Annotated in this window: 20 protein-coding genes and 2 pseudogenes; 4 read left to right on the forward strand and 18 right to left on the reverse strand. The window is 33.4% G+C overall.

Annotated features, from left to right (window positions below):
• The 8 genes from pglZ to IEV35_RS05970 all read right to left on the reverse strand — a co-directional run bounded on the left by pglZ (nucleotide 1) and on the right by IEV35_RS05970 (nucleotide 12946).
• Complete coding sequence (gene pglZ, locus IEV35_RS05935; protein WP_188383789.1) at nucleotides 1-2493, reverse strand: BREX-1 system phosphatase PglZ type A; 2493 nt, start codon at nucleotides 2491-2493, stop codon at nucleotides 1-3.
• A 49-nt stretch (nucleotides 2494-2542) separates the two neighbouring features.
• Nucleotides 2543-6058 (reverse strand): BREX-1 system adenine-specific DNA-methyltransferase PglX, encoded by a 3516-nt coding sequence (pglX, locus tag IEV35_RS05940; RefSeq protein ID WP_188383790.1) that lies wholly within the window; start codon nucleotides 6056-6058, stop codon nucleotides 2543-2545.
• A 51-nt stretch (nucleotides 6059-6109) separates the two neighbouring features.
• Nucleotides 6110-9673 (reverse strand): BREX system P-loop protein BrxC, encoded by a 3564-nt coding sequence (gene brxC / locus IEV35_RS05945; RefSeq protein ID WP_188383791.1) that lies wholly within the window; start codon nucleotides 9671-9673, stop codon nucleotides 6110-6112.
• Between the two features lie 12 nt (nucleotides 9674-9685).
• Nucleotides 9686-10234 (reverse strand): BREX protein BrxB domain-containing protein, encoded by a 549-nt coding sequence (locus IEV35_RS05950; RefSeq protein ID WP_188383792.1) that lies wholly within the window; start codon nucleotides 10232-10234, stop codon nucleotides 9686-9688.
• Nucleotides 10231-10833: a DUF1819 family protein gene (locus tag IEV35_RS05955; protein WP_188383793.1), complete on the reverse strand. Its 603-nt coding sequence runs from the start codon at nucleotides 10831-10833 to the stop codon at nucleotides 10231-10233. Before IEV35_RS05955 ends, IEV35_RS05950 begins: the two co-directional genes overlap by 4 nt.
• Before the next feature lie 18 nt (nucleotides 10834-10851).
• Nucleotides 10852-11100, reverse strand: a complete 249-nt coding sequence (locus IEV35_RS05960; protein WP_047184324.1) for a TIGR04540 family protein — start codon at nucleotides 11098-11100, stop codon at nucleotides 10852-10854.
• A gap of 126 nt (nucleotides 11101-11226) precedes the next feature.
• Nucleotides 11227-12078: an ATP-binding protein gene (locus tag IEV35_RS05965; RefSeq protein ID WP_100332653.1), complete on the reverse strand. Its 852-nt coding sequence runs from the start codon at nucleotides 12076-12078 to the stop codon at nucleotides 11227-11229.
• Nucleotides 12023-12946, reverse strand: a complete 924-nt coding sequence (locus IEV35_RS05970) for a hypothetical protein (protein ID WP_144089683.1) — start codon at nucleotides 12944-12946, stop codon at nucleotides 12023-12025. The genes IEV35_RS05965 and IEV35_RS05970 overlap by 56 nt, the downstream gene beginning before the upstream one ends.
• A 565-nt stretch (nucleotides 12947-13511) precedes the next feature.
• Here IEV35_RS05970 and IEV35_RS05975 point away from each other — a divergent pair.
• The 3 genes from IEV35_RS05975 (at nucleotide 13512) to IEV35_RS05985 (ending at nucleotide 15691) form a co-directional block, all read left to right on the forward strand.
• Nucleotides 13512-13769: a hypothetical protein gene (locus IEV35_RS05975; RefSeq protein ID WP_100332655.1), complete on the forward strand. Its 258-nt coding sequence runs from the start codon at nucleotides 13512-13514 to the stop codon at nucleotides 13767-13769.
• Between the two features lie 264 nt (nucleotides 13770-14033).
• Nucleotides 14034-14198 (forward strand): hypothetical protein, encoded by a 165-nt coding sequence (locus tag IEV35_RS05980; RefSeq protein WP_188383794.1) that lies wholly within the window; start codon nucleotides 14034-14036, stop codon nucleotides 14196-14198.
• The gene (locus IEV35_RS05985) at nucleotides 14195-15691 is read left to right on the forward strand and encodes a recombinase family protein (RefSeq protein ID WP_188383795.1); all 1497 of its coding nucleotides are present in this window, start codon (nucleotides 14195-14197) and stop codon (nucleotides 15689-15691) included. Before IEV35_RS05980 ends, IEV35_RS05985 begins: the two co-directional genes overlap by 4 nt.
• A gap of 100 nt (nucleotides 15692-15791) precedes the next feature.
• Here IEV35_RS05985 and IEV35_RS05990 read toward each other — a convergent pair whose 3' ends face one another.
• The 7 genes from IEV35_RS05990 to IEV35_RS06020 all read right to left on the reverse strand — a co-directional run bounded on the left by IEV35_RS05990 (nucleotide 15792) and on the right by IEV35_RS06020 (nucleotide 20993).
• Nucleotides 15792-16124, reverse strand: a complete 333-nt coding sequence (locus tag IEV35_RS05990; RefSeq protein ID WP_229740664.1) for a nucleotidyltransferase family protein — start codon at nucleotides 16122-16124, stop codon at nucleotides 15792-15794.
• Nucleotides 16125-16309: 185 nt separating this feature from the next.
• Nucleotides 16310-17950, reverse strand: a complete 1641-nt coding sequence (merA, locus tag IEV35_RS05995; protein WP_040037805.1) for a mercury(II) reductase — start codon at nucleotides 17948-17950, stop codon at nucleotides 16310-16312.
• Between the two features lie 24 nt (nucleotides 17951-17974).
• On the reverse strand, nucleotides 17975-18367 hold the full coding sequence (gene merR / locus IEV35_RS06000; protein ID WP_040037804.1) for a mercury resistance transcriptional regulator MerR: 393 nt from the start codon (nucleotides 18365-18367) through the stop codon (nucleotides 17975-17977).
• Between the two features lie 209 nt (nucleotides 18368-18576).
• The gene (locus IEV35_RS20505; RefSeq protein WP_438819050.1) at nucleotides 18577-18810 is read right to left on the reverse strand and encodes an arsenic metallochaperone ArsD family protein; all 234 of its coding nucleotides are present in this window, start codon (nucleotides 18808-18810) and stop codon (nucleotides 18577-18579) included.
• Nucleotides 18811-18899: 89 nt separating this feature from the next.
• Complete coding sequence (gene arsC / locus IEV35_RS06010; protein WP_188383796.1) at nucleotides 18900-19319, reverse strand: arsenate reductase (thioredoxin); 420 nt, start codon at nucleotides 19317-19319, stop codon at nucleotides 18900-18902.
• A gap of 15 nt (nucleotides 19320-19334) precedes the next feature.
• Nucleotides 19335-20633 carry an arsenic transporter gene (locus IEV35_RS06015; RefSeq protein WP_040037802.1) on the reverse strand — a complete coding sequence of 433 codons (1299 nt, stop codon included), beginning with the start codon at nucleotides 20631-20633 and terminating at the stop codon, nucleotides 19335-19337.
• 15 nt (nucleotides 20634-20648) lie between these two features.
• Entirely contained in the window at nucleotides 20649-20993 is a 345-nt protein-coding gene (locus tag IEV35_RS06020) for an ArsR/SmtB family transcription factor (protein WP_087941717.1), read from the reverse strand.
• A gap of 296 nt (nucleotides 20994-21289) precedes the next feature.
• Between IEV35_RS06020 and IEV35_RS06025 the strand changes: the two are divergent.
• Nucleotides 21290-22242, forward strand: a pseudogene (locus IEV35_RS06025) (arsenic resistance protein).
• A 166-nt stretch (nucleotides 22243-22408) separates the two neighbouring features.
• Here IEV35_RS06025 and IEV35_RS06030 read toward each other — a convergent pair.
• The 3 genes and pseudogenes from IEV35_RS06030 to copZ form a co-directional block, all read right to left on the reverse strand.
• Nucleotides 22409-22760, reverse strand: a pseudogene (locus IEV35_RS06030) (cation-transporting P-type ATPase); the annotation flags it as partial.
• Nucleotides 22761-23031: 271 nt separating this feature from the next.
• Nucleotides 23032-23673: a YdhK family protein gene (locus tag IEV35_RS06035; RefSeq protein ID WP_062351120.1), complete on the reverse strand. Its 642-nt coding sequence runs from the start codon at nucleotides 23671-23673 to the stop codon at nucleotides 23032-23034.
• A gap of 349 nt (nucleotides 23674-24022) precedes the next feature.
• Complete coding sequence (gene copZ, locus IEV35_RS06040; protein WP_062351118.1) at nucleotides 24023-24232, reverse strand: copper chaperone CopZ; 210 nt, start codon at nucleotides 24230-24232, stop codon at nucleotides 24023-24025.
• Nucleotides 24233-24255 lie beyond the last annotated feature (23 nt).

Consider the following 24255-nt stretch of genomic DNA (forward strand, 5'->3'; position numbering starts at 1 on the left):
TTAATATAATGCCTCATATAATCGTAAGGTAAATTCTTCTTCCAAGTATGGCTCATTACCTTTCTTGGTCACAGTCTCTACTCTTAAGATACATGTTTCACCTATCTTGTAATGCTTTTCGACTAAGTTAAATATTACTTGCCTATTACGGTCGCGATTTTCTCCCTTTAGATCAAATACGAGTTCTACTTCATTAGAGATTCGTTCATCACCTTGGTAAAAAGCTATATTTACTTTTCGTGAAGTAAAGTTGTCTGTAATACTTTGCTCTTGATAGAAAGAAACCGGAATACGGTAATTTGTAATCACTTTATTAATCATTGCAACTGCAATGTCAACAGGTTTTCCTGCTTCAATACGACGGTAATCTATTAATGGGACAACCGCTTCCTGTGGTAAGGCTCCACCATGAATAAACTGAAGGCCTCCACCAGTTTTAAATCTATTAATACTTTTCGCCAAAACAACTTCAACATTTTGTAATGGCGTTTGTCGTTCCGTTAACTTAATCGATCCTTCAGGAGTTGATAAATTGTGTCCGATAGCAAAACGACGATTATGATTCATAACTTGTCCTTCAACAGCTGGAATCTTGCCATGGCTTTCAATTTGTTTAAATTGGAATAAAAATCCATGATCTGCTGTGATAAAAATACGTTTCGCTTGAAGACGTGACAATCGATCAACTGCATATTCTAAATCCGAAATCGCTTGATGTACCGCTCTATATGTCTCCCGTTCTGACTTTGCCGAATCACCAAGAGCGTCTATGTGATCATGATATAAATATACTAATCTTTTACCTTTCAACACTTGGTCAACTTCACTTGTTTTCATATCTAAAAGTTCCTTTAACTTCAACACTTCAGAATGTGGCTCAACTGACTGTAAAATGCGACGTCGATTATCGAGGCCTTTCGTCGATTGTCCATCAGCCAAGATACCTTTCTTTTCATCTGCTTCAAGTTCCTTATGAGGTAATAGAGATGCCATCCCTAATTGCGTATATGTTGGATAACTTGCTACCATAGGAATAATACTTGATTTTCCGTTTTCTCGTTCTTTTAATTTTTCATAAAGTTCATATGCAGCCTCATATCGCAAAGCATCTGATATAATAACGAATATTCTTGTCTGTTCCTTTTCCAAGATAGGAAGAATTACCTTAGAAAAGAATGTTCGTTGAGGCATTAGTTTGGATACATATCCATCTTGAATTCTGAAATTCATTTCCTCTGATATTCGACGTAGGTATTCATTTTCGTACCAATTTGTTAAGTAATTAGCAATTACTTCAAGCATTTCTTTCGCATCAAGACGTGTAAAATGATGCATAAAATGGCGGTAGGCATGATCGATCTCATATAGATATTTTGTATAATTTTCATAAAAATCTTCATGTTGCTGGATACGATTGACAACAGGTCTGAGCTTTTCAATCCGAATTGCTTCAAATAGAGTTTCATAAAGAGCTTTTAGTTTACCTTTTGACCCCCAATACGTTTGTAAACGTTCCTCTATTAATGATAGCCGTTCATCTACATGGATTGTTTGATGAATCAATTCATCGATACATTTTTCAATGATAAGTGCATCAACAACCGGGAATGTTTCAGCTAACTGGTAGTTTTCAATATCGCGCTTTAATAACACATCTCTTACTTGATGCACTTTTTCCCATTCTTTAATATGTTCTTCAAATTTTTCTCCATCGTGCTGTAACCACTCTTCAACGAATAATGCACAAATGTTAGGTGATGACGATGCCCATCGAGACTCCCAATCCTCAACGGTAAAACCAGCTCTCTGGCGAAAATGTTGGTAGATAAGGACATTCAGAAGTTGTAACAACGGTTCATTATCTCGTTCTAAAGAAACACCAAAATGGCGTCCAATAGATTCTAAAGTTCGTTCTAATGAATAGTTACGTTCTAATTGTTTTAACAACTCATTTTCTTCCATATATAACCCATTTAAAAGCAGTTGACGTGTAATCATACGTATATCGGGTACAGAGGCCTTTACTAAAACAGCCATCATACTTAGTTCGAAATGATAGTTATCGGAGTCCTTAGGCAATATTTTACTCAATCGTCTTTTCCGATCTTTACTATCAAAGAACAAAGAATATTGTTCCATCATTGGACGTAATACCTGATCCGATACTTGTAATGTTTCTGATAACATCGCAGTTTCATCTGCTTTAAATTCAGCACTGTATAATAAGATATCCAACAACATATTATCTGCATCTTCCGGTCTTGGCCCATCGGTATAGATTAAAAATGATTGATTTGGTTTCTCTAGTTCTATTTCAACTTTTAATTGGAAAAAGTTACGCTCATCTACACACCTTACTTCTACCTCATCTAATTGTTCTTTAAGTTCTTCCACATCCACTTGAGCTTGTGCATCATACCAAAATACAATAGCACGCCCTTTTGTTTCTTTCTCTTGCTGTATTTTTTCTTGTAATTTCTCTATTACATTCATGGCTTCCACCTCGTTATGTAAAGAGAAAGAGGGAAGATCCCTCTTTCTGTTATTTAATCTTTGCTAGAACTTTATCGAATTTGGCATAGTTGACTTTCACACCGTCATCTAAATCAATTTCGATTGGTTCATTTGCATATACTGCTAAATGCTTATCAAATTCCTGGAGTTCTTCTATCTTCTTTTGATAAGATATTTTAGCTTTTTCAAGGTTACGTCTATCTGTAGCAGATAGACTTGGGTTCGCTAACCGTGTATCGATCATTTCAATCTCATTTTGATATTTCGCTTGAATCTCCTGCAAATGATCAAAACGAATCGTTGCCATCGTATCAGGCTGATATCGATGCATATAAATTAGCGTCCGTAATCCTTTTTGTTTACCAGAATCAACTAACCAATAAATTGGTCGTTTTTGATATGTTTTACAATGCTCCTTGAAGAATTCATCTAAGAAATAACGTCGTAACCGTTCTTCTGGCGATTCATTCTTTTTCATTTTTAATGATTCAGCTAACCAGCGCATATTTTCGTCTACCGTATCTGGGCTAAAGGCAACGGATAAAAACTCTCTTAGACGGACAATGATATCATTTTCAAAATAGTGGTCATCTGTTAAGAGAATAAGACCATTGGGATTTGGCTTAAAAGTCTTATACTTTGATTCATTAAAGTCACCACCTGCATAAGTTAGTCCTTTAATATCTAGAGAATAACGCCCAACAATACATCCAATAAAATAAGATAGAAATGATCTAGTATCTCTTTCTCTATCAGCTTTATTGATTGAAATAAGTTTATCTTCTAATTCAGGTGAAATTTCTTTTTCTAAACCATATGTTTCAATTATAATTCTATTTAACTCTTCTTCATTCTCTTTTACTTCGTTAAATCGATAACTTGATTCTTCTTCCCATTTCACATAGGCTTTTTCTATATAATTAATGTTTTTTAATTTCCAATAAAGTAGCGGATGCATTATAAAATCCCATGATGTTTCAAATGTGTCCCAATCTTCCTTCGATAGTGCTATGCACTCTGAAACTAAATCATATAATATCTGTTCTTCATATTTTTTATATGGTACTTTTGCAATTGCACCGGGATTAAAATCTAACGTAGGTGCGATCAAACTTAAAAACATCATTCCCACTTTAGAATTACAAACTCCCATAGCATAAAGTAAATCTTCTCTATTATCCGAAAAGCACATAGGACCTTTAGAGTCAAAAATAAAACCCGGTTCATTATATCTAAAAGAAATATTTCCTGAAGTCAAAGCTGACCAACTTATACCACTTTTGAAGTAATATTCTGGATTTACAATTCTTCCTCCACTAGCACCTTTTGCAGCTTCTCTGATTTCCTCTCCATCATTTTTCCAATTAACAATGTATTCTCTATTACCATACCATTTTCTCCATGCTCCACCTTTATTATAGGGAAACCATTTTAATCTAGATTTAACGGCGTCTTCTCTATTATTAATATTAAATCCAATATTCTCGTAGTTTACTTCCCACCAATATCTTAGAAATCTAGTATTATCAGTAGTAGACAATCCAGCTTTTGGTTCAACGATATCCTTCAGCATTCCTTCATGTTTAAAAATCTTACTTGCTTTTTCACTAGCCCAATAAGCTATAGGTGAACCAGGTATATCGGAGAAAGTTATCGATTCACTTTTATAACGATAATCTACATTTGAGTTTTTAGAAGCAGCATGTAATTTTTGAGGTTGAAGAGAAGCCCCCTTAAATTCAGCTAATCTTATGTAATCTCCATTGGTATTTTGATGTTGCTTTTGCAAAACAAAAGTACATATAGGCACTGTAGCTTCCTCAAATGCAGAATATTCAAGTTGTACTAAACTTGAAATTGTCACATTACTTAAAATAGATTTACGTAATTTTTCATACGAGGATAAAAACATCCATGTATATGGTGTCATCAATGCATTAAAACCATTCTTTTTAGTCATCTGTAATGTTTTATAGATAAAAGATGAATAAAGATCCGTTTTATAATCATCATAATGTTCTTTCATAAACTTTCTTAGTACAGTATTGTATTTATTATGATAAGGAGGATTAGTTACAACCACATCATATTTTTGATACAACAAATACGCTTGTTTAAGAACAGGTAATAGCCTTTCTTTTAATTCCCGAAAATAGGATTCTTCAATTAAATCGTTTTGTCGATTTTTAAATTTATATATTCGAACAATCCACTCTTTATATGGAATTTTAATAGGATTAATTAATGAACCAAACTGCTTCCCATTTTCAAATTGACTCATTAATTCGTTAATTAGTGATTTTTCGGTTTCATTCTTCACAAAATAATCGATTGCTTCTTCAGATAATGTTTTGTCTGAATCAACAATTTCGTATACATTTAGCTTTGGTGTTTCACCTTTACGACTTAACCTAGAAATAAAACGCGGTTGTTTTTCCGCCGCCTTCATCAACAAAGCAAAATTTGCAATTTGCTGCGCACGTTTGTCAATGTCTAATCCATATATGTTATTTTCTAAGATTAACTGAGGGATTTCTCTTGATGGATACCCAGCTTCTTCATACATATCGTATAACATATCGAAGGCATAAAGTAAGATATGACCTGATCCACAAGCAGGATCCATAATTTTCAAATCTTCCAATGAATCAAATTCTGGATATAAATGATGGTTTTCTTCGTGTTTTAAATAATACTCCCAATGCTTTGCTAACTGATTATCTTCATACTTTTCATCGTATAGTTTTCCTAATGAATTTTGTACCATATACTGTACAATCCACTTAGGCGTAAATAATTGGGTAACAACTGGTAAATCTTCCTTTTTTACAGCAGTGTTTTTAAGACCCCCAACTTTCTCTTTCTTCTCTGACATGTAATATTGATAAAGCCAGCCTAATACTTCCACATTATCTTTTTGAGTGCCATCTTCTTGTACTTGATAAAAGTTCTCATCGGATAATTCATTGACAATCTTTCGGATGATGGATTCCTGATCCAATAAATAATCGGGAAGTAATAACTCCGTATAATCTTCAATTCTTTCAAATAGAAATGGTAGCAATTGATTTAATGCATTACATTGCGCAATAAACAGTTTCCGGTAAGCTTGTTCATTATCTCCTTTATGAATTAAATCTTTTATTTGTTTTTCATCTATATCCAAATTCATCGTTTCATATTGAAGCAAGATATCCGGTTCGTTCTTACCAGAGCTACTGGATAGAACATTTACGCGGTCAGGTAAGTAGTTATTTACTTCCATATACCGAATCGCTATAATCCGGTTAAACCACGTATAAGCCACTTCCTCAATTAATTGTTCATAACCAACCGTATTTAAACGGTTTTGTAGTGTCCGTAAGGCGTGCTTTAGGTCTTGAGGAAATGTCTTGCCATTGACAATTAATTGTCCATAATTCTCTTCAATTGTTAGCTCAGAATTTTCTTTCGTAATCCCATATTGTTCTGCCTTCAATGCCACTTTTTCAAGTAAGTCACGTCTCGCTTCTACAGCAAATTTTTTTAACTCTGTTTTATTCATTTACTTCACCCCTACTATGTAGAGGAGCAGATAATATACCTGCTCCTGAATTTAAGCTTTCACAAAGTAATGCGTCTGCAATTCCTTTAATAATTCTCGTTTTAGCGAATCAACTGCACGTTCCAAGTCTTCTTCCGTTTCAATTGTATCTACACGACTGAAAAACTTATCATACAGGTCTTTACCTGTAATTGGTTTTGGATCTCTTTCTACTGAATCTGTTTCTTCTCTTATTTCTTTCAACATTTGTCGTGCTTTTGATTTTGTCGAGTCAACCAGTTCACCAAGCTGTTGTTGATTAATACGAGCGCTTGAAATGCGTTCACTGTTCTTTATCTTTTCATATAGTTGAGTTGCACGGTCTATTCTCGACTGAATATAAGCTGTAATTGTCTCATATTGGGAGTATTGTTCATATAAATCTTTTAATTGCCCCATTGATTTATCAGATTGAACCAAAACAGCTTGTTTTTGTTTGTCTGTTTCTTCTTGGATGATGTTCTTTAAATCATCTGTTAACTTTGGTAATTGACTAATATCTTTCGATGGTTCTTCTTGCAATAAAATTTGTTTCATTCGTTGAGCAATATCTTGCAGTTCTTCATTATGAATAATTTCTAAGTCCTGTTGATGATTTTTTAGAACTTGAACTGCTTCATCAAACTTTACAATTGGATTTCCTTCATAGAATCCTTGAAGCATTTCGATAATATCAAACCATTCCTCCATATCATCTTCAAATTGAATGAAAGTCCGACAGAATTGTTCTGGGTCACGTATCGATAACAATTTTTGTGTATCTGTTACGACTCGTCGAATGTGACTTTCACCAGGATATGGATAGTCACTAGTAGGATCTTGTTGACGTCTTCTTTCACGAATCTTCTCAATCGGCTCAACAAACTCCTCATGTACTTTTTCACGGATGATTTCTTCATACGCATCGTACGTATCGAAAATCTGTGTTAACGAGAAGAAATCACGCACTAGTACAATAAGTTCCTGTTTAACTTGTCCATCCATCTCAACAATTGGCATTACGACAATCCGATCACGTTCAGATATCCTTTCCAATCTATCGTAGAACCTTTCTGAATTCGGATTAAATGGTTCACCTGCATAAGTAAATCGGACTTTTCCTGCATTCATCAGGCCTAACAAGATACCAATTGTGTCTTGTTCTTCCCATCCATAAGGCACTGCTTCATATTTTTGTACAATCTCTTTTAATGTTCGTTGATCATGATAACGTTCCAGTTCTTCGATAAAGACTTTTACTTCATCGACTGCATTTTTATTTACATCACTGAAAAGGTTTTGTTGTCCTAAATTTTCCGCAACCTGTTGCCATTCTTGTTTACTATTTCTAAAAGAGATTGGTTCTTCTATATAATGAAATTTTGTAAATGTATTTCGAATGAGCATATCCATTGCTTGATTCACTTTATGTTCAAAATCTCCATTAAAGTCTCGGCGCTGACTATGGATATAGAATTCCGCATTTTCACATGCTTTAGCTAACAATTCTTCTGCTTTTTGAGAATACTCATCCACTTCTGCTAGTTTTGCTTCAAAAATCCGTTTCTGTTGTTGCGTTGTAGTACTCGATTGTTTTCGACGAACATAACTGTCAACTTGTTGGATATATGCTAATGCTTTTTCTGCTTCTGCCACGTATTCTTTATCTAATAAAATAATCAGATGACCAGAATTCGCTTGCAGTGCTGCCTCCGAATCCGTCATTCCTTCTGTATACACTTGCATTGTTAATTCATGATTCATTTGACCCTTCACATAATTATCGAAGCGTTTATTATAATCAAAGTGTTTGGTTAGTTCATTATGTTTGTATTCGTATTTTGGATGACGATACATCACGTTGAAAAACAGATTTGCTAACCGCTCTTTAACTGCAGCTGAATTATAATCTTCCGCACGTATTTCACGATTAATTTCTTGTTCTTCATCGGATAAGAAAGAATAGGTTCCATCAGCATGTTGCTCAATGAACATCGCAGTTTGCAGACGGTTTAATGATTCTTTGATCTTATACTCTAAAGGCTGACGTTCGTCATATACCGTCTCCACCATCAAGGTAGCAATATTACTTGGAGTGGATTTGATTGCATCTATTCCTTTTATTAAATAGAGAACTTGTAATACTTGTACATCATATTCTGTTAATCCCTCGTCATTTCTGGCACGGTCTGCTGCTCTTGCAATCGTGCTTGTAATGGATGATTCTAAATAATCTCGAATTGATGGATAAAATTCAGCCATGGTGACCATATTGTCTACATTTTCACTCGCATTTAGTTGAGCTGCTTCTTGAAAAGCTTTTAGTAATGACCGTTCACCACGTGATGTATGTTGTCCTCCCTCACCTAGGTTACGAATCTTTGTAAAAATCATTTGTAATAATTCGATTTGATAAGGAACAAATGGATAAAAGGAAACAAATTCATCGATGCTACGATAACCTGAACGGAGTTGAGTGTTTTTTGGATCAAAAGCTAATCGATTTTGAATTAGTTTTCCTTCTTGGTCATGTATGGTTTTTAGTGTATCTTCTCCAACTTCTGTTTTCTCTAAGAGACGCTTTTTAATCACCTCATCGGTATTCGCACTTGATAGGTTAATTTTTGTTTCAAAGCGACCTTGAATTTTCGAAAAGTCCTTTGTACTATCTAAGTCTGATACAGTTGCTTCTAGCTTTTCTTGTGATGTAACAATAACCCAAGCTTGTCCTTGACACAAATCACCCAATTTTTCTGTAATCGTTTGTAGATTTAGCATTAAGCTCGTATTATTACCGATATATTGTCCAATTTCATCCGCTAGGAACACAATGCGATAATCTGGGCCTTGTTTTTTACAATAATCGGCAACTAGTTCCGCTACACGTTGTGCATCAATCGAAAACCATTCTCTACTTACATCAAAAAAAGTTTCAGCTGTATCCCGATCGTATCCTACTGTTTCTAATGCTTGAATTACCTTCTTTTTACGTAGTAATATTTTTAATCGGAATTCTTCCCACGGTTTACCATTTTGGTCAAAAATCGCTTGTTTAAATTCCTCATACTTTCCATCTTCATCTAATTGGCGTTCCATTTCTGCAACCCAAAGTGTATCAGAATACCCTAAATGGTTATTAAACACTCGTAGAAACACCTCAATGATACGTTCTTTTTCAGCATCTTTTGACGAAGAGGTGGAACGCGAATCAATATTAAATAGTAATGCATCTGTTTTTTTCTCAGATACCTTTTTCATCATGTTAAGTAATTCTTGATTATTGGTCTTGTCTTCAAAATATTCGGCAGGAGTTTTTCCGGCAATGGATTGATTATGTAATAAATAAGATAGAATCTTTAGGAAGTGAGATTTACCAGATCCAAAGAAACCTGAAATCCAAACACCTACTTTTGTTGAAGGCTGGTCATATACTGCTAAATAATTTCGATAGAATCGTTCTAAGTAATGTTCACTTTCTTCTGTCAGTACATATTCATCTAATTCTGTTTTTACTACCTCTTCGTCCACTTGCTCTGCTTGAACAACATTGTTAATTGGACGAAAAATATCTTTTTTAAATAGTTCTTTAATTTGCATCCCTTTCCCCCCTTAGGAAATACGTGATAATTGATAGTCGTCTTCATAGTCTAAAATGCCAAATAGTTTTAGCCTCAGCCCTGTAAATTCACCTGGATAAAACAATATAATTGGCTTTTTATAGCCTTTACTGGAAACAATTTTTAGTAATTGACTTGAGCGTAGAAACGGGTGAGCGGTACCAACACCTGTAATAAAAATTAAATCTGCCTCCTCCGTTTTTTCTTTAAACTGTTGGAACATAATATTACCTTCATTTAAAATCGGGTCGATGACATCTATTAATCCACGCATCCCTTCACTTTCTGTTAACTCATATAGTTCTTCTAGTTCATCTTCGTCAAAGAATGAAAGTAAAAATTCAAACAGATTTACTTCCTTTATCTTATGGGGCGTGCGTTTCAACATATTTTTTACATAAACACGCACTTGCAGCTCATCTTTCGCTGGATAATCCAATACAAAATGAGGAATATCACTCCCAATCCCTTTTGGTTGGGTGAATCCGTCTTGGTTAATTCGCTTTTCCATTTGTTCTAATCGTTCATATGTAGACTTCATGACTCATTCACCTTTTCTAAAACTGAAAAAGAATACAACAATGGCATATTCTTTTCAGCATAAGTTTTTAAATCTCGGCTTATATGTATCGGGTTAATGGTGTATTTTGTCTGGTCAATTTGTTCAATCATTTTTGCCTCTTTAAAAAATAACATTAAGGTACTAATTAGACGTTTAATCGTCTCAGGTCTCCATCCATTAACTCGCTCGCTTACACTTGCTTTACCTTCAAAGAAATAATGAAAATCATTACGATACAGTGGTTCCTGTTGTTCATACTTATAAACAATAACTTCTATATAAAACTCTAATGCTATTCGATAAACTTGAAGAAAGGTATACAACGTTAATGCCTTTCGATCATAATCATTCGCTCGTAAAAAGTGCTGTTTCATTTCATCGTCTAAGGAAGCTGCACGATTATAAACCATGTTAAATCTATTTTTTATACTCAAAGGACTTCTTAATTGGAATAAATTATTCTCCGTCACTTCTTCTAAAATCTCTTTCTTATTTTTCCCTTGCAGAATAAGATCGATTACTACCGCAATGTCATTCTCTGACCATTTTTCTTTCGTGAATCCTGCTGAATATTCCATTTATTCTATCCCTCCTCTCTATTGTGTTTTATTTATTTGGTTGATTACTTTATCAACTACTTCAAGTCTACGTTTTCCACATTGTTGACGAATTATCGTGGTATAACTCCCATTCTTCATAAGTTTATTCGTATTATTTATGTACAACTTTTGAATCAAATCCATCATTGCTACTTCATCAATTTCATCTTCCCAATATTTATCGATAACTTGGTTAATAGATGCTGCAAGATCACGTTGAGTTCGTTGAAATATTTTAATTTCCATTTAAGAGTCACCTACTCTTACTTTTTTTATACTTTATCTTTATTTTATTCTACCACGAAAGTACCATAATAGAATAATAAAATTGAGCCGCTACCAAAGGTAACGGCCCATTATTAATTGACAGACTTATTCATCTTCAAAAAATAATTTAGCAACTTTATCATTCTCTTGTTTGGATAGGGTGCTACGTACAGATTCTTCAGGCATGGGAATTGGAAAAGTCATTTTTTCCACCCGACTCTTTATACGACCGCTTGGGTATTTTCGGTCTAACTCTGTAATTGGCATATTTGAAGTTATAATGGTTGGTTTATTATCCATCATTCGTTCATCTAAAATCTGAGTTAAGATTTCTTCCACCCAATCCGTAGTTTTTTCCACACCTAAATCATCCATAACTAAGATATCTGCTTCAGTTAAAGATCGAATGATATCGTATGAATTTACCTCTTTTTGATGAAAAGTATTCTTCAATTCACTTAATATATTTACCACTGAAATATAAAGTGGATTTATTTGATATTTCATCATTAGTTCATAGATGATAATGATAGATAATAGTGTTTTTCCTGTACCTTTTGTCTTGCTATAAATGTAGAGACCCTTTCCCATATCATTCATTGTTTCAAAAGATTTGATAAATCCAGATGCTACCTTTTGCGCATATTTTGCATGCTTTATAGCATCTTTACTTTGATAATGGTTAACGTTAAAATCTTCTAAGCTCTTATGATGATATTCTTTCGGAATTCTAGCAGTTTTAATAGAATTTAGTAATTGTCTTTGCTCTCTACACTTGCAAAATGTCATCGCTTCTGTCCCATCTTCTCTGCGATAATGAATCATACCACTTCCATCACACTCATTATAAATACACTTATTTGACGGCTTAGTGATTTTCCCTGGCTTTTTCAACGACAAATCACCCATATCGTTCGAAATATTCATCTTCGACATAATCTCCTGTATTCTGTTCATTGTTAACAACCTCCTGAAAAAAATAGTTTTTATGCGCTTGATCAAAAATATAGTTTGTTACATATCGAAAAGAACGAATTTGATCGTTTTTGTGTTGTGGCTTAAACTGGCGAAAACAATCCTCAATCCATTTCAGAACTAGGTTAGTGTTCCATTGCTCTTTGACTACTTCTAAAATAGCTTTATAGTCATTAGATGATATTTTGGACTTTCCACTAAGCTTCAAATAAAGTTCACATATTTTATTAAATTGTTTAGAATCATTGGATTTCATATCATCATCAATTGACAATGAAGATGATATTTCTGATAAATTATTTGTATTAGTATCTGTAGTAATCTCTGGTATTGCAGTAATACCTGTGCGTTTCGAAAACTCATTATAATTATTCAACTGTTCAGTATTTGTTTCTCGAGCATCAAAATCTGCGCTTCCAGTTAACAAATTTTCATCTTCGAAACGGTATCCAATCTTTTTTAAATCTGATGTCACTTTTACTAGATTTACGCGATATTGAAATGTTTTATCCCATCTATAGATAGGATTGCTTCTTTTATTTAGATATCCCTTTTTTACCAGTTGATTTATGTGCTTCCGCACTGTATTTACAGATACGCTAAGCATCACTTCTTCTTTTAACTCTTCTGCCTTCTTATAAATCCATCCATATTTTAGGGAAACATCACCTTCCTTACTGCCATTTTCTAACCTTGTTTTTTCTTCTAGTAAATATTTACTTACATCCTTGGTACGTTCACTCCAGTAAATAAACTGATTTAGTATGATTGCTTCTTCTGTGCTGCCTGTTAATTTGACGTACTCCTCTTTAATTACAGCTCTTTTTAGTTTCTTTTTAATTTCTATCACCTTCCTCTCCGTTTTAATTGAATAATTTTTAGTCCTGTTGCTTTATCAACGATAAAGTCTAAATATTATAAAGTGGTGTTTTTCATATTTTAATAGGTTAGATAAAATTTTTTTATAAATTTAAAAAGATCACTACTGAAGCCCAGTAATACCTTTTAAATGAACGTTATTTAAGTTTGTCAAAAAGATAATAGTCTCTTTTTTCATTTGATCTGTGATTTGATTAGATTGATATATAACTTTAAAAATCCTAAATATAAACATGACTCTAAATTGACCGTTTATGACTATTATCTACCCGGTTATAGACAAAGTGTATATTTCTTACATGAGTATCGCTATAATAGTTTCATTAGATTAAAGGAAGGTCCGTAATCGTATATTTAAAATCTAAATCAACTGAAACATCACATCAGACAATGATTAAATACAACTTCGTATTTCATGAGTTATGGGACAAATGGTATAGAAATGGAAATAACAAAAATTTTTCTTTACATAATACTGCAGAAATGCCCAAAATATAGAAGTATATATGAAAAGAATATAAAAGGAGATTTTATTAGTGAGAGCATTTGATAGAACGGGCTTTTTTATCCACCAGACAACAAAGGTAAGAATACGTAAGTTCTTAGACAAAGGAATAGAGGTATATACCTATTCGAAAGATGGTAAATTAGGTTTCATACCATATTGTAACTTAGTAACCAATATAGATAATCTTTATGAAGGAAAATCACTTTATGTCCACTTTCTTGGATATAAAAAACCCCATCTCTTTTTTACCGAAGAGGGAACAGTATTATTTCCTGATCTTCCGTAACAGGAATATTAATTAAAGACCAAAATACTACAATTATTCAAAGCTTGAGGAGTTTGAACATACCTCAAGCTTTTTTGTGTAATTAAAAACTGTAAATGATATAGCTACTCTAAATGATCGATATAAAATTTCAAGTTGCAAAAAAAAGTTTTTATTTCCTCTTAAAATATCATTTTTTCGCGGTTATCATATTTCAGCAAATGACTAGCCGGCTGTTATTTGTGTGTTTAATCCACAAATAGATAAGGGGAGAGTTCATTCATTATGATAAAAAAAGAAATTTTAGATTTTGATAAGCATTACAAACTTAAACTCGCAACAAATAAAGAGTTAACAAAAATAAAAGGCTATGACTTTCTAAACTTCCTAACAGACTTAATGATTAAATACTCGGATACTTTTATTACTGAATTGGAGGATGAAAGATGATAACTAAATATACAAGAGCATACGCCTATGTTCGTATTAGCACAAATAAACAACTAGATAACACATCAATTGAACAACAAATTGAAGCAATAGAAAAGTATTGTAAGGAAAATAATATTATTCTTGTAAAAATATATGTAGAGGAACCCGCATCAGGAGAAAGCTTTTCAAATAGACCTGAGTTTAAAGAGATGTTTTATAACGTTTTCCAAAAGGAGAATAACATTGATTCCATCATCATATTTAAACAAGATCGTATATCACGTAATTCTTTAGATTCCCAATATATCTTTAGTCGTCTAAAAAAGGCTAACAAGAACTTAATTTCTATCGCTGATAATATCGACACAAATGATCCTAATTCAAAACTAATCTATCAGATATTAGGTATTATTGCAGAAGTAGAAAAAGATCTAATCGCCTTCCGTACATCACTAGGTATGGAGAAGACATTTGAAAATGGTGACTTTAACGGTGGAATGGTATTTGGGTACAATTTAATAAATAAGAAATTAGTAATTGACGAAGATGAAGCAAGAGTTGTTAAATACGTTTTTGATTGTTACTCCAATAAAATGTGGGGTTATCGAAAAATAGCTAGTAATTTAAATATGCAAGGTATCAAAACCAAAAAGGATAATCATTGGTCAATTACTGCAGTCAGAACTATTCTCAATAATAAAATCTACAATGGTTTTGTTAAATGGAAAGGTAAATATAAAAAAGGTAACCATTATCCTATTATCAGTGAAGAGCTTTGGGAAAGAACCCAAAAACTTTTATCACTACGTAGTTATACCCAAGAAAAAATACACAATGGCTCCTTTCCATTATCGGGTCTATTAAAGTGTCCTACTTGTGGAGGTGCAATGGTACAAGGGAATGCAAACAAAAAGTACAAATATTACGTGTGTGGCCGTTTTAAAAACAGTGGTTCTAAAGCATGTAAGTCGAACCTTGTAAAAAAGGAGTATGCGGAACAAGAGGTCTTATCACAGGTTATGAATTACCTAAACGATTTAAACCTCTCTGTACCATTACAAACAGTTGTTATGGATAACCTAAAAAGTGAACTTGAACCAATTGAAGAGGAACTTAAATTACTAGAAAAAAATTTAAGAGAACTAAAAAGAGAGAAGCAGGATCTCATACAACTTTATACGAAGAAAATAATCGACATTGATACACTTAGTGATGAAATGAAAAGAGTTCAGAATCAAGAAAGTGAACATAAGGAATTTAAAATACTACTAACAAATCAGATAGAATTAAAGAATAACAATGACTTATTACCAGTAATTAACCGCATTGCTAATGATTTTAATTCATTTTTTAACTTATTAGACGACTTTGATAAGAAAGAATTACTTCGGTTGCTTATCAAAGAAATTCAAGTAAATACTGGAGAAAAGCCTAAAGATCGAACCATCAAAAAAATAGTCTACGAGTTTGATCAGAAGTTATTTAAAGAGATAAATAATGAACTTGTTTGACAACTTGCTGGCATTTTACTGTAGATTTGAACAATTTTTAGTAGGAAGCTCAATTAGCAGTCTATTTTCTAGCAAATAGACTGCTAAAATTATAATCTTATTATTTTCCCTCTTCTACAAATGTAGTAGTCAATAGAAACTCTGACTTTAAAGCAGGTTTAATATCATTTAATATGACTAAATCTATCGGCTTCTGAAAGTGATCTTCTAGGCTTATTTTTAAGTCCATGTAATTATCAAAAGATAAATCCGAGTCGTTAAATTCTACTATTACATCAATATCACTGGATTCTTTTTGTTCATCACGGCTGTAAGAACCAAACAAACCAACTCGCTTAACACCGTGTTTATCTCTCCAAGTATTTAGGTTTTTTGATAATTCATCAAGGATTGCTTGTTTCGATAACATATTATCATCACCATTTTCCGACATTGGTTTTTTATTTTCGTTATAATTCCGAACCCATTAACAAATGATATAAGTCCTAATAATACTCTACCATTAATTACACATTCTACTGAACCGCAACCAGCCAAATTACTATTAAATTGCTGTTATTCCTGTAAAGGGTGAGATAGTTTAAGTGTATTAATTAAAGCTCCTATAAATAAGGAGCTTTATCCTGCACAACAAGATAATTTTGATACATCCTTATCAAATGTAAGGGCAGCTAATTTTATTCCCTCTGCCGATGTTAAATATGGAGCAAAGCTTTCTTTTAAATCCTCTACGGTTAAGCCAAATTTAACGGCTAATGTCGCTGCATAAATCACATCTCCTGCATTTTCAGCTACGATATGAACCCCTAATACTTTTAACGTTTTTGCATCAGCTACAAGTTTAAATACACCTGTTGTTTCCCTATTTACTATCGCTCTTGGGACTGCATCTAACGGTAATACTGATGTTTTTACTTCATAGCCTTTTTCTTTTGCTTGTTCTTCCGTTAAACCAACTGTTGCAATCGATGGATTTGTAAATATAACGCTTGGAACAACGGATAAATCTATTTTTTTATTTAATCCACCATCTGCATTATCTGCAACAACTCCACCTTCATAGGCTGCTACATACACAAATTGCGGTCCTAATGTCACATCTCCTGCTGCATAAATCTTTTCATTACTTGTTTGAGCAAATTCATTTATCAGTATTTCCTTTTGTTTTCCAACATCAACACCTGCAGCACGTAAATTTAAAGAATCCGTATTTGGTTTTCTTCCTGTTGCAATAAGTAACTGCTCTGATTCAACGACTTTTTTCTTACTGTTTACAGTTAGATAAACCTTTTTTATCTCCCCATCTTGTTCGACACACTCATATGTTGCTCCTTTGATAAGGTGTATACCCTGTTCGATTAACATTTTTTCTACTGTTTCAGAAATTTCCGGGTCATACTCTTTTAATAATCGCTCACTTCTTTGTATAAGTGTTACTTCTGAACCTAAATGATGGAAGAGTTGCCCAAGCTCAATCCCAATATATCCTGAACCTATCACCGTTAAACGTTTTGGAACTTTCTTTAATTCAAATAGCGTTGTACTTGTTAAATAATCAACTTTATTAAGTCCAGAAATCGATGGGATAGAAGGAGAGGCCCCTGTTGCAATTAAAAAGCGTTTTGCAGAAAGTTTTGTTCCATTTACCTCAATTGTATTTTCATCAACAAAGCTTGCTTCTCCCTCAATTAAATCAAATCCATATTCGTCTATTAAATCGACATATTTTTGATTCCGAAGTTCACTCACTAATTCGTTCTTTTGCTTGATTAAAGGAGCCAATTCCACTTCTCCAGCAGATGTTTGTAAACCTATAAACGGATTTATCTTAGCTAAATGATTGATTTCCCCTGCTCTAAGAAGGGTCTTGGATGGAACACAGCCAATATTCACACAGGTCCCTCCAATCGTTCCACGCTCAATCATTCCTACTTTTGCACCGTATTCAATAGCTTTAATTGCAGCAGAAAAAGCTGCACCACCAGAACCAATAATAAGAAGATCATAATTACCTTTAGTACCTAACACCACATTTTCTTGTTGTAGTAACTCTTCAATTTCTCCAGTTTGATAATTTGCTTCGTTAATTGCCCTTTTTGCACTTTCAACCTCTATACCATTAGGCAATTCAAATACTACTTCACCGCGACGGAAATTTGCTTCAGTATTTTTAGCACCTATACTTTCAAGTGCTGACTCTACGTGTTTTTCACAGCCTGTACAAGTCATTCCTTCAATATTTACCTTATATTTATTCATAATAAAGCTCCTTTCATTAATCTCTCATGTTAAAGTTTCTATTATTGGACACGCATGTAATTGCTTTTCATCAGGACATCGTTGTTTCAAGTCACCTAACATAGTTTCAATTCGTTTTAAATCCTCTATTTGCTTTTGAACTTCCTCTTGTTTTCTAGAAACAAATTCAAACATATCTTGGCAACGGACTTCATCTTTATCTACAACTCCAAGTAACTTGTAGATTTCACCTAAAGAAAAACCAAGCTCTTGTATTCGCTTGATGAATCCTACACGCTTAACGTCATAATCTGAATATAAACGATAACCAGTTTTTGTTCGGGAAGGTTCCTTTAGTAAATTTTTTCGTTCGTAATATCTAATCGTCTCTTTGTTAACTCCACATTTATCTGCAAACTCACCAATGCGATAAATCACTATTTTCACCTCAATAAAATTATAAACCATGTACTACAGTACATGGTCAAGTAGATATATATTATTAAAATTTCCCTACTAAAGTATTCTCCTTCAATGAAAAGTGGTTTTTTATTATAAAATTGCCCCCACTAGTAAATGGTTAAGATAAATTTAAAAAGGTTGGAAGTTCTCCCTACCTTTTATTTCACTTATCAGTCGTTTTATGATTATTGTTTTCCCTTTTTAAAACTCTGATAATTCTTATTCCCACCAGACAGGTTAAATACCTCTTTAAAACTCATATTAATTAATACATTCTGAGCCGCATTACCAGTAACACCCTTTTGTTCAAGGGAATAAACAGCTGATGCAACTCTAGTTAAATCTGGATCGACACTCGGTCCACAAACACCTGTAGAACAACATTTTGCTGGGTCAAACATTTCTACCTTTTTCATCATGAACAACTTCTTTATTGATGTATAGTTATATACTTATATAGAAACCGAAAAGATAAGGCTTGCGTATCAACATGCCTCATCATTCCCTATTATTCACCTGTTTCAGCAAATCGCTTAATCCGTTCTCCTATTTCATCCCGAACGCGCTGAAACACTTTCCAAACTTCTTCTTCCGTACCTTCTGCTTTGGCTGGATCGTCAAAGCCCCAATGTTCACGTTTTACGTGAGGTGGTGTCACTGGACAGCGGTCTTTGGCATCTCCACATAACGTTACCGCCAATGTTGCGGTATTCAAAAATTCTACGTCAATTTTCTCTGATTTTTGGTTAGAAATGTCAATTTTAACTTCATTCATTGCTTTTACCGCATTTGGGTTTAGTCCATGTGCCTCAATCCCTGCACTTCTAACTTCCCATTCATCTCCGAGATATTTTTTCGCCCATCCCTCTGCCATTTGACTACGGCATGAGTTCCCTGTACATAAGAAATAAATTGTTTTTTTAGCCATAATTCATTCTCCTTTTTAAAATAGTAGAAGTGTTAGATAAAGACCTACTAAAGTAATAAAAAGTATTGGGATAGTTAAAACAATCCCGGTTTTAAAATAGGTTCCCCATGAAATTTTAATTCCTTTTTGGGAAAGTACATGGAGCCACACTAAGGTTGCTAGTGAACCAATTGGCGTAATTTTTGGTCCTAAATCCGAACCAACTACGTTAGCATAAACAAGCGCTTCTCTTAATACACCAGAAGTATTCGTTTCAGCAATGGCTAATGCATCAATCATTACGGTTGGCATATTATTCATAATCGATGACAGGAAAGCAGCTATAAAACCCATTCCAACTGTAGCAACGAATAATCCTTGTTCAGCCACAGTTTGAAGAACACTTGCGAGCGCAGAGGTCAGCCCGGCATTTCCCAATCCATATACGACGACATACATTCCAATTGAAAAAATAACGATATTCCACGGAGCGCCTTTAATAACTTTTTTCGTATTAACAGCGGCACTACGTCTGGCCATTATGATAAAGAATATAGCTATGGCCCCAGCAATAATAGATACTGGTAAATTTATGAATTCGCTACTAAAATAGCCAATTACTAATAATCCGAGAACATACCAAGAAAGGCGAAACATCTTTATATCGTTTATTGCTTCTTTCGGTTCCCTAAGTTTCGATAAATCATAATTCTTAGGGATACTTTTTCTAAAGTAGATTAGTAATACCGAAATGGTTGCAATTAGTGAAAATAAGTTCGGAATAATCATCCGCGAAGCATATTCAACAAATCCAATGCCAAAGAAGTCTGCAGAAACGATATTTACTAAGTTACTTACAATAAATGGTAATGAAGTTGTATCCGCAATAAATCCACTTGCCATAATGAAAGGGAATATCATTTTTTCTTTAAAATTCAAATTTCGCACCATTGCAAGAACAATCGGTGTTAGGATAAGTGCCGCTCCGTCATTCGCAAATAATGCTGCAACAACTGCACCTAAAATACTAATGTAAACAAACATTTTTATTCCATGACCTTTTGCTACCCGTGCCATGTGCAGTGCTGCCCATTCGAATAATCCAATCTCATCTAGTATTAAAGAAATAAGGATAATTGCGACAAAGGATAGCGTTGCATTCCATGTGATGTCAATTACTTCAAGAACATCACTGAATCCTACTACCCCTACTAATAAGGCAATTACAGCTCCACCCATTGCGGACCAGCCAATGTTTAAGCCCTTTGGCTGCCATATTACTAGTACTAGGGTTGCAATAAAAATTAATATTGCGAGTATAAGCGTTGTAGACAAAATAATACCTCCAATTTAACAACAAGAAATTCGTGTACCATTTTCTTCAAGTTCTTTTAATTTGTAATCTTGATTAGGTAATTGATCAAGAATAGGTTTAATAAATGAATAATATTCATTTTCCTTATCTACGGAGTAAAATATCCATTGCCCTTTTCTTTCTTCCTTAACCAATCCTAAGTCTTTCAACTTACGTAAATGCTGACTAATCGATGGCTGACTGACTTGAAATATTTCAACAAATTCACAGACACAACAAGCTTGATTATCAATTAATTTCATAATCGTTAATCTTGTTTTATCACCCAATAATTTTAAAATAACTGCAGCCTTTTCCATTTCAATGGTTGTTTGCAGCACATCATCTCCTCCTTATAATTTCATTACAACATTAGCATATAACTATTTGCTTATATATACAATAAAATATTTCATTAAAATGTGACATTTAAAATGATGTTTTATTCAACAACCTGTATCAATAATACATAAAGCACGTTTAGCAATAATGCATGTATAATTATTGATGTCTATTTTACTTTATGTATTAAAGTTACAAACCAATAATATTTCTCAGTTACTAAAAAACTTAAAGTCGTTACTCTGTGGTAAAATGGCGTGAATAACAGTTATCTTGTCGTTGGGGTGATTATGAAATGGGTTTATTCGAAAAGATGTATACATTTATTATTTTCTTAGCAGTAATCATAGGCATAAGTCTAGGACAATTAGAACCAATAAGAACGAGTGCAGAGAGTTTTATTGTACCGTTATTAATATCAATGCTTTATATTACCTTCTTACAAATTCCTTTTGAAGAAATAAGAAAGTCTTTTAAAAACTTAAAGTTCACATCTACTACAGTCATCATGAATTTTCTTTGGACACCTCTTTTAGCGTGGCTATTAGCTTTACTATTTTTAGGTGATAACCCTGCATTATATATTGGTTTTATCATGTTAATGGTTACTCCTTGTACTGATTGGTACATAATCTTTACAGGTTTAGCAAAGGGAAATGTTGCTTTATCAACTGCTATTTTGCCTTTAAATTTACTATTACAGGTTTTCTTACTACCCGTTTATCTTCTAATTTTCGGTGGAACTACAGGATTTATTGAACTTTCCTTTTTGGTTGAAAGTATACTGATTGTATTATTCATCCCATTAGCTTTATCAGTCTTAACAAAAGCATTATTGAAAAGTAAACAACAGTTCGCTAAAAATCTATTATCGAAATTAAGTGCGCTACCAATTATTTCTCTAAGCCTTGCAATCGTTGCAATGTTTGCTTCTCAAGGACAATTACTACTTGATAACCTAAATTTATTGTGGAAGTTAACAATCCCTATTCTTCTATATTTTGTAATAAACTTTATCGTTGGCCGGAAAATTGGGCAGCTTCTGAAATTCTCGCAATCTGATAAAGTCAGTTTGAATATGACCACTTTAGCTAGAAATTCACCTATAGCTTTAGCAATTGCTATGACAGCATTTCCGGATCAACCTTAATTGCTTTAACATTAGTTATAGGTCCATTATTGGAATTACCTATACTTGCTATTATCACTCAGATTTTATTGTTTATCTCTAAAGGTAAGACCACATAAGAGAAAAAAAGAACACATCAAATTTTAGCTTATGATGCGTTCTTTCTATTCTATCCTGTGTCTCCATATTAAATAAATTGGTTTACATCTTCTTTAAAGATTCTCCCTTTAATTATCGGATATATTTTAAAGAAGTGAAAATAAGTCGTTGAATGTACCATTAACTGTTCAACACATTAAAATCTGTTACAACAGGAATCCCTTTTGTTAATGCACCAGTTTTGTCAAAAGCAATCGCTTTTAAGGCACCCATTTCTCCTAGATAAATTCCGCCTTTGATAAGCACACCTTTTTTAGCTGCATTTCCAATTGCTGAAACAATTGAAATAACTAATGCACAAGGACAACCAACGACAAGAACAGCTTGCCCTTGATAAGCCCAAGTTCCCCAGCTCCCACCAAATAATAATAGGTGTATAATATTTTGCAAATTTATCTACAAACGCTTGAGATGGTGTGCGTTCATCTTGTGTTTCTTCTACAAGGTGAATAATTTTGGAGTTTGTTGTATTTCTAACTAGCTCTGTTACTTAAATTCTTTTTGTATTCTTTCTTTTATTCTCTACTCTCTCCTTCTAGGTCAACTTTGTAGTTCTCCTTCCCTTTTCATTAAAATTTCAGAAGTGCATTAATCTTGGTGATTATTCCATAGTAGTAGCAACGAATGTTTATTGTGTCAGATAGAGTTATACAACTTACCTATATATATGTAAATAATAGCAAGTACCTCTCCCAATTCAACTACTAAAAAAGAACCTACCCGATTTGGATAAGTCCCTAATTTAATAATTATTCTACTGATGACAATTCACTTTCCGTTACCCACTTGTGGTTTTTTACTTCATCTCCTGTATCAGTTGTTACAAAATCAACCATATATACCGTTGTTTCTTCGGCAGAATCAATAACTGCATCAGCCCCGTTCATTCCTTCCATATGATCCGTATTTAAGGTCACCTCAGTACCCGGTTCAAATGGTTCTTCCCCGGCTCCTTCAATCTCCTCGTGGATGACCCATTTGTGATTTTCTACCGGTTCCCCACTGGTTGTAGGCGTGTAGGAAACAGTATATACCGTGGTATCATATGCTCCAACGATTGTTGCCTCTGCACCTTTCATTCCCGGCATATGATCAGATTCAATTATAGCTTGGCTGCCAACCTCATAAGTTGGGTTATCCGATTTTTGTAAGCCTTCTGGGACTTCGCCAGTGCTAGAATGGTTCATACCAGAATGATCCATGCCTTCCATATCTTCGTTGGTATCAGATTCTTCCATATCCATTTCATTATTATTGGATTTCATGTCCATATTTTCTTCAGTACCTGATTCGGTTTCTGTATTTTCTTCTTCATTTGCACCTGTACATGCAGATAAGAAAAGCACTGTGAATATAGTTAATATCCCTATTAAAAATTTTCTACTTTTCATTCAAACATTCCCTCCTAATTGAATTGCGCTTGCGTATATTCTAACCATCAAACTTGCAGATTATATGCAGATTTTTAGATACTATGAATCATTTTGATTCTAAGATAAACCATTCACAATTTATCCTAATTTTGATAACAAACATTATCAAAATGCTCTTTATATGCTATATTTTACCTGAATATCGATATTTTCATTTAGAACACAACCTACACTTTGAAAATTTAGTTATTCAAGTAGCTTTAACCTAATAGGCAATTATCGTGTGTTAAGTACTAGACCATTTTATTCATGTTGCATGAAAAAAGCTGATTTTCCAAATTGAAAATCAGCTTTTTACAATATTTTATTAAGCTCCCACATCGTAGCCTTGTTCTTCAATAGCTTCTTTCATGGCATCAACATTTACTTTCGATTCATCAAAAGTAACATCTACTTTGCCAGCTTCTAAATTAACTTCAGCAGAGGATACACCATCTAATTTTTTCAATGCACCTTCAACTGACATTTTGCAATGACCACAAGTCATACCTTGTACATCTATTGATTTATTTTCCATACTGTTTTCACCTCCTTTAAAGG

The organism is Ornithinibacillus halotolerans (genome assembly GCF_014637405.1).
GTDB classification, from domain to species: domain Bacteria; phylum Bacillota; class Bacilli; order Bacillales; family Amphibacillaceae; genus Ornithinibacillus; species Ornithinibacillus halotolerans.

Coding starts and splice junctions, on each gene's coding strand:
- pglZ (WP_188383789.1), bottom strand. CDS start 2,493: ATGAATGTAATAGAGAAATTACAAGAAAAAATACAGCAAGAGAAAGAA.
- pglX (WP_188383790.1), bottom strand. CDS start 6,058: ATGAATAAAACAGAGTTAAAAAAATTTGCTGTAGAAGCGAGACGTGAC.
- brxC (WP_188383791.1), bottom strand. CDS start 9,673: ATGCAAATTAAAGAACTATTTAAAAAAGATATTTTTCGTCCAATTAAC.
- IEV35_RS05950 (WP_188383792.1), bottom strand. CDS start 10,234: ATGAAGTCTACATATGAACGATTAGAACAAATGGAAAAGCGAATTAAC.
- IEV35_RS05955 (WP_188383793.1), bottom strand. CDS start 10,833: ATGGAATATTCAGCAGGATTCACGAAAGAAAAATGGTCAGAGAATGAC.
- IEV35_RS05960 (WP_047184324.1), bottom strand. CDS start 11,100: ATGGAAATTAAAATATTTCAACGAACTCAACGTGATCTTGCAGCATCT.
- IEV35_RS05965 (WP_100332653.1), bottom strand. CDS start 12,078: ATGAACAGAATACAGGAGATTATGTCGAAGATGAATATTTCGAACGAT.
- IEV35_RS05980 (WP_188383794.1), top strand. CDS start 14,034: ATGATAAAAAAAGAAATTTTAGATTTTGATAAGCATTACAAACTTAAA.
- IEV35_RS05985 (WP_188383795.1), top strand. CDS start 14,195: ATGATAACTAAATATACAAGAGCATACGCCTATGTTCGTATTAGCACA.
- IEV35_RS05990 (WP_229740664.1), bottom strand. CDS start 16,124: ATGTCGGAAAATGGTGATGATAATATGTTATCGAAACAAGCAATCCTT.
- merA (WP_040037805.1), bottom strand. CDS start 17,950: ATGAATAAATATAAGGTAAATATTGAAGGAATGACTTGTACAGGCTGT.
- IEV35_RS20505 (WP_438819050.1), bottom strand. CDS start 18,810: ATGATGAAAAAGGTAGAAATGTTTGACCCAGCAAAATGTTGTTCTACA.
- arsC (WP_188383796.1), bottom strand. CDS start 19,319: ATGGCTAAAAAAACAATTTATTTCTTATGTACAGGGAACTCATGCCGT.
- IEV35_RS06035 (WP_062351120.1), bottom strand. CDS start 23,673: ATGAAAAGTAGAAAATTTTTAATAGGGATATTAACTATATTCACAGTG.
- copZ (WP_062351118.1), bottom strand. CDS start 24,232: ATGGAAAATAAATCAATAGATGTACAAGGTATGACTTGTGGTCATTGC.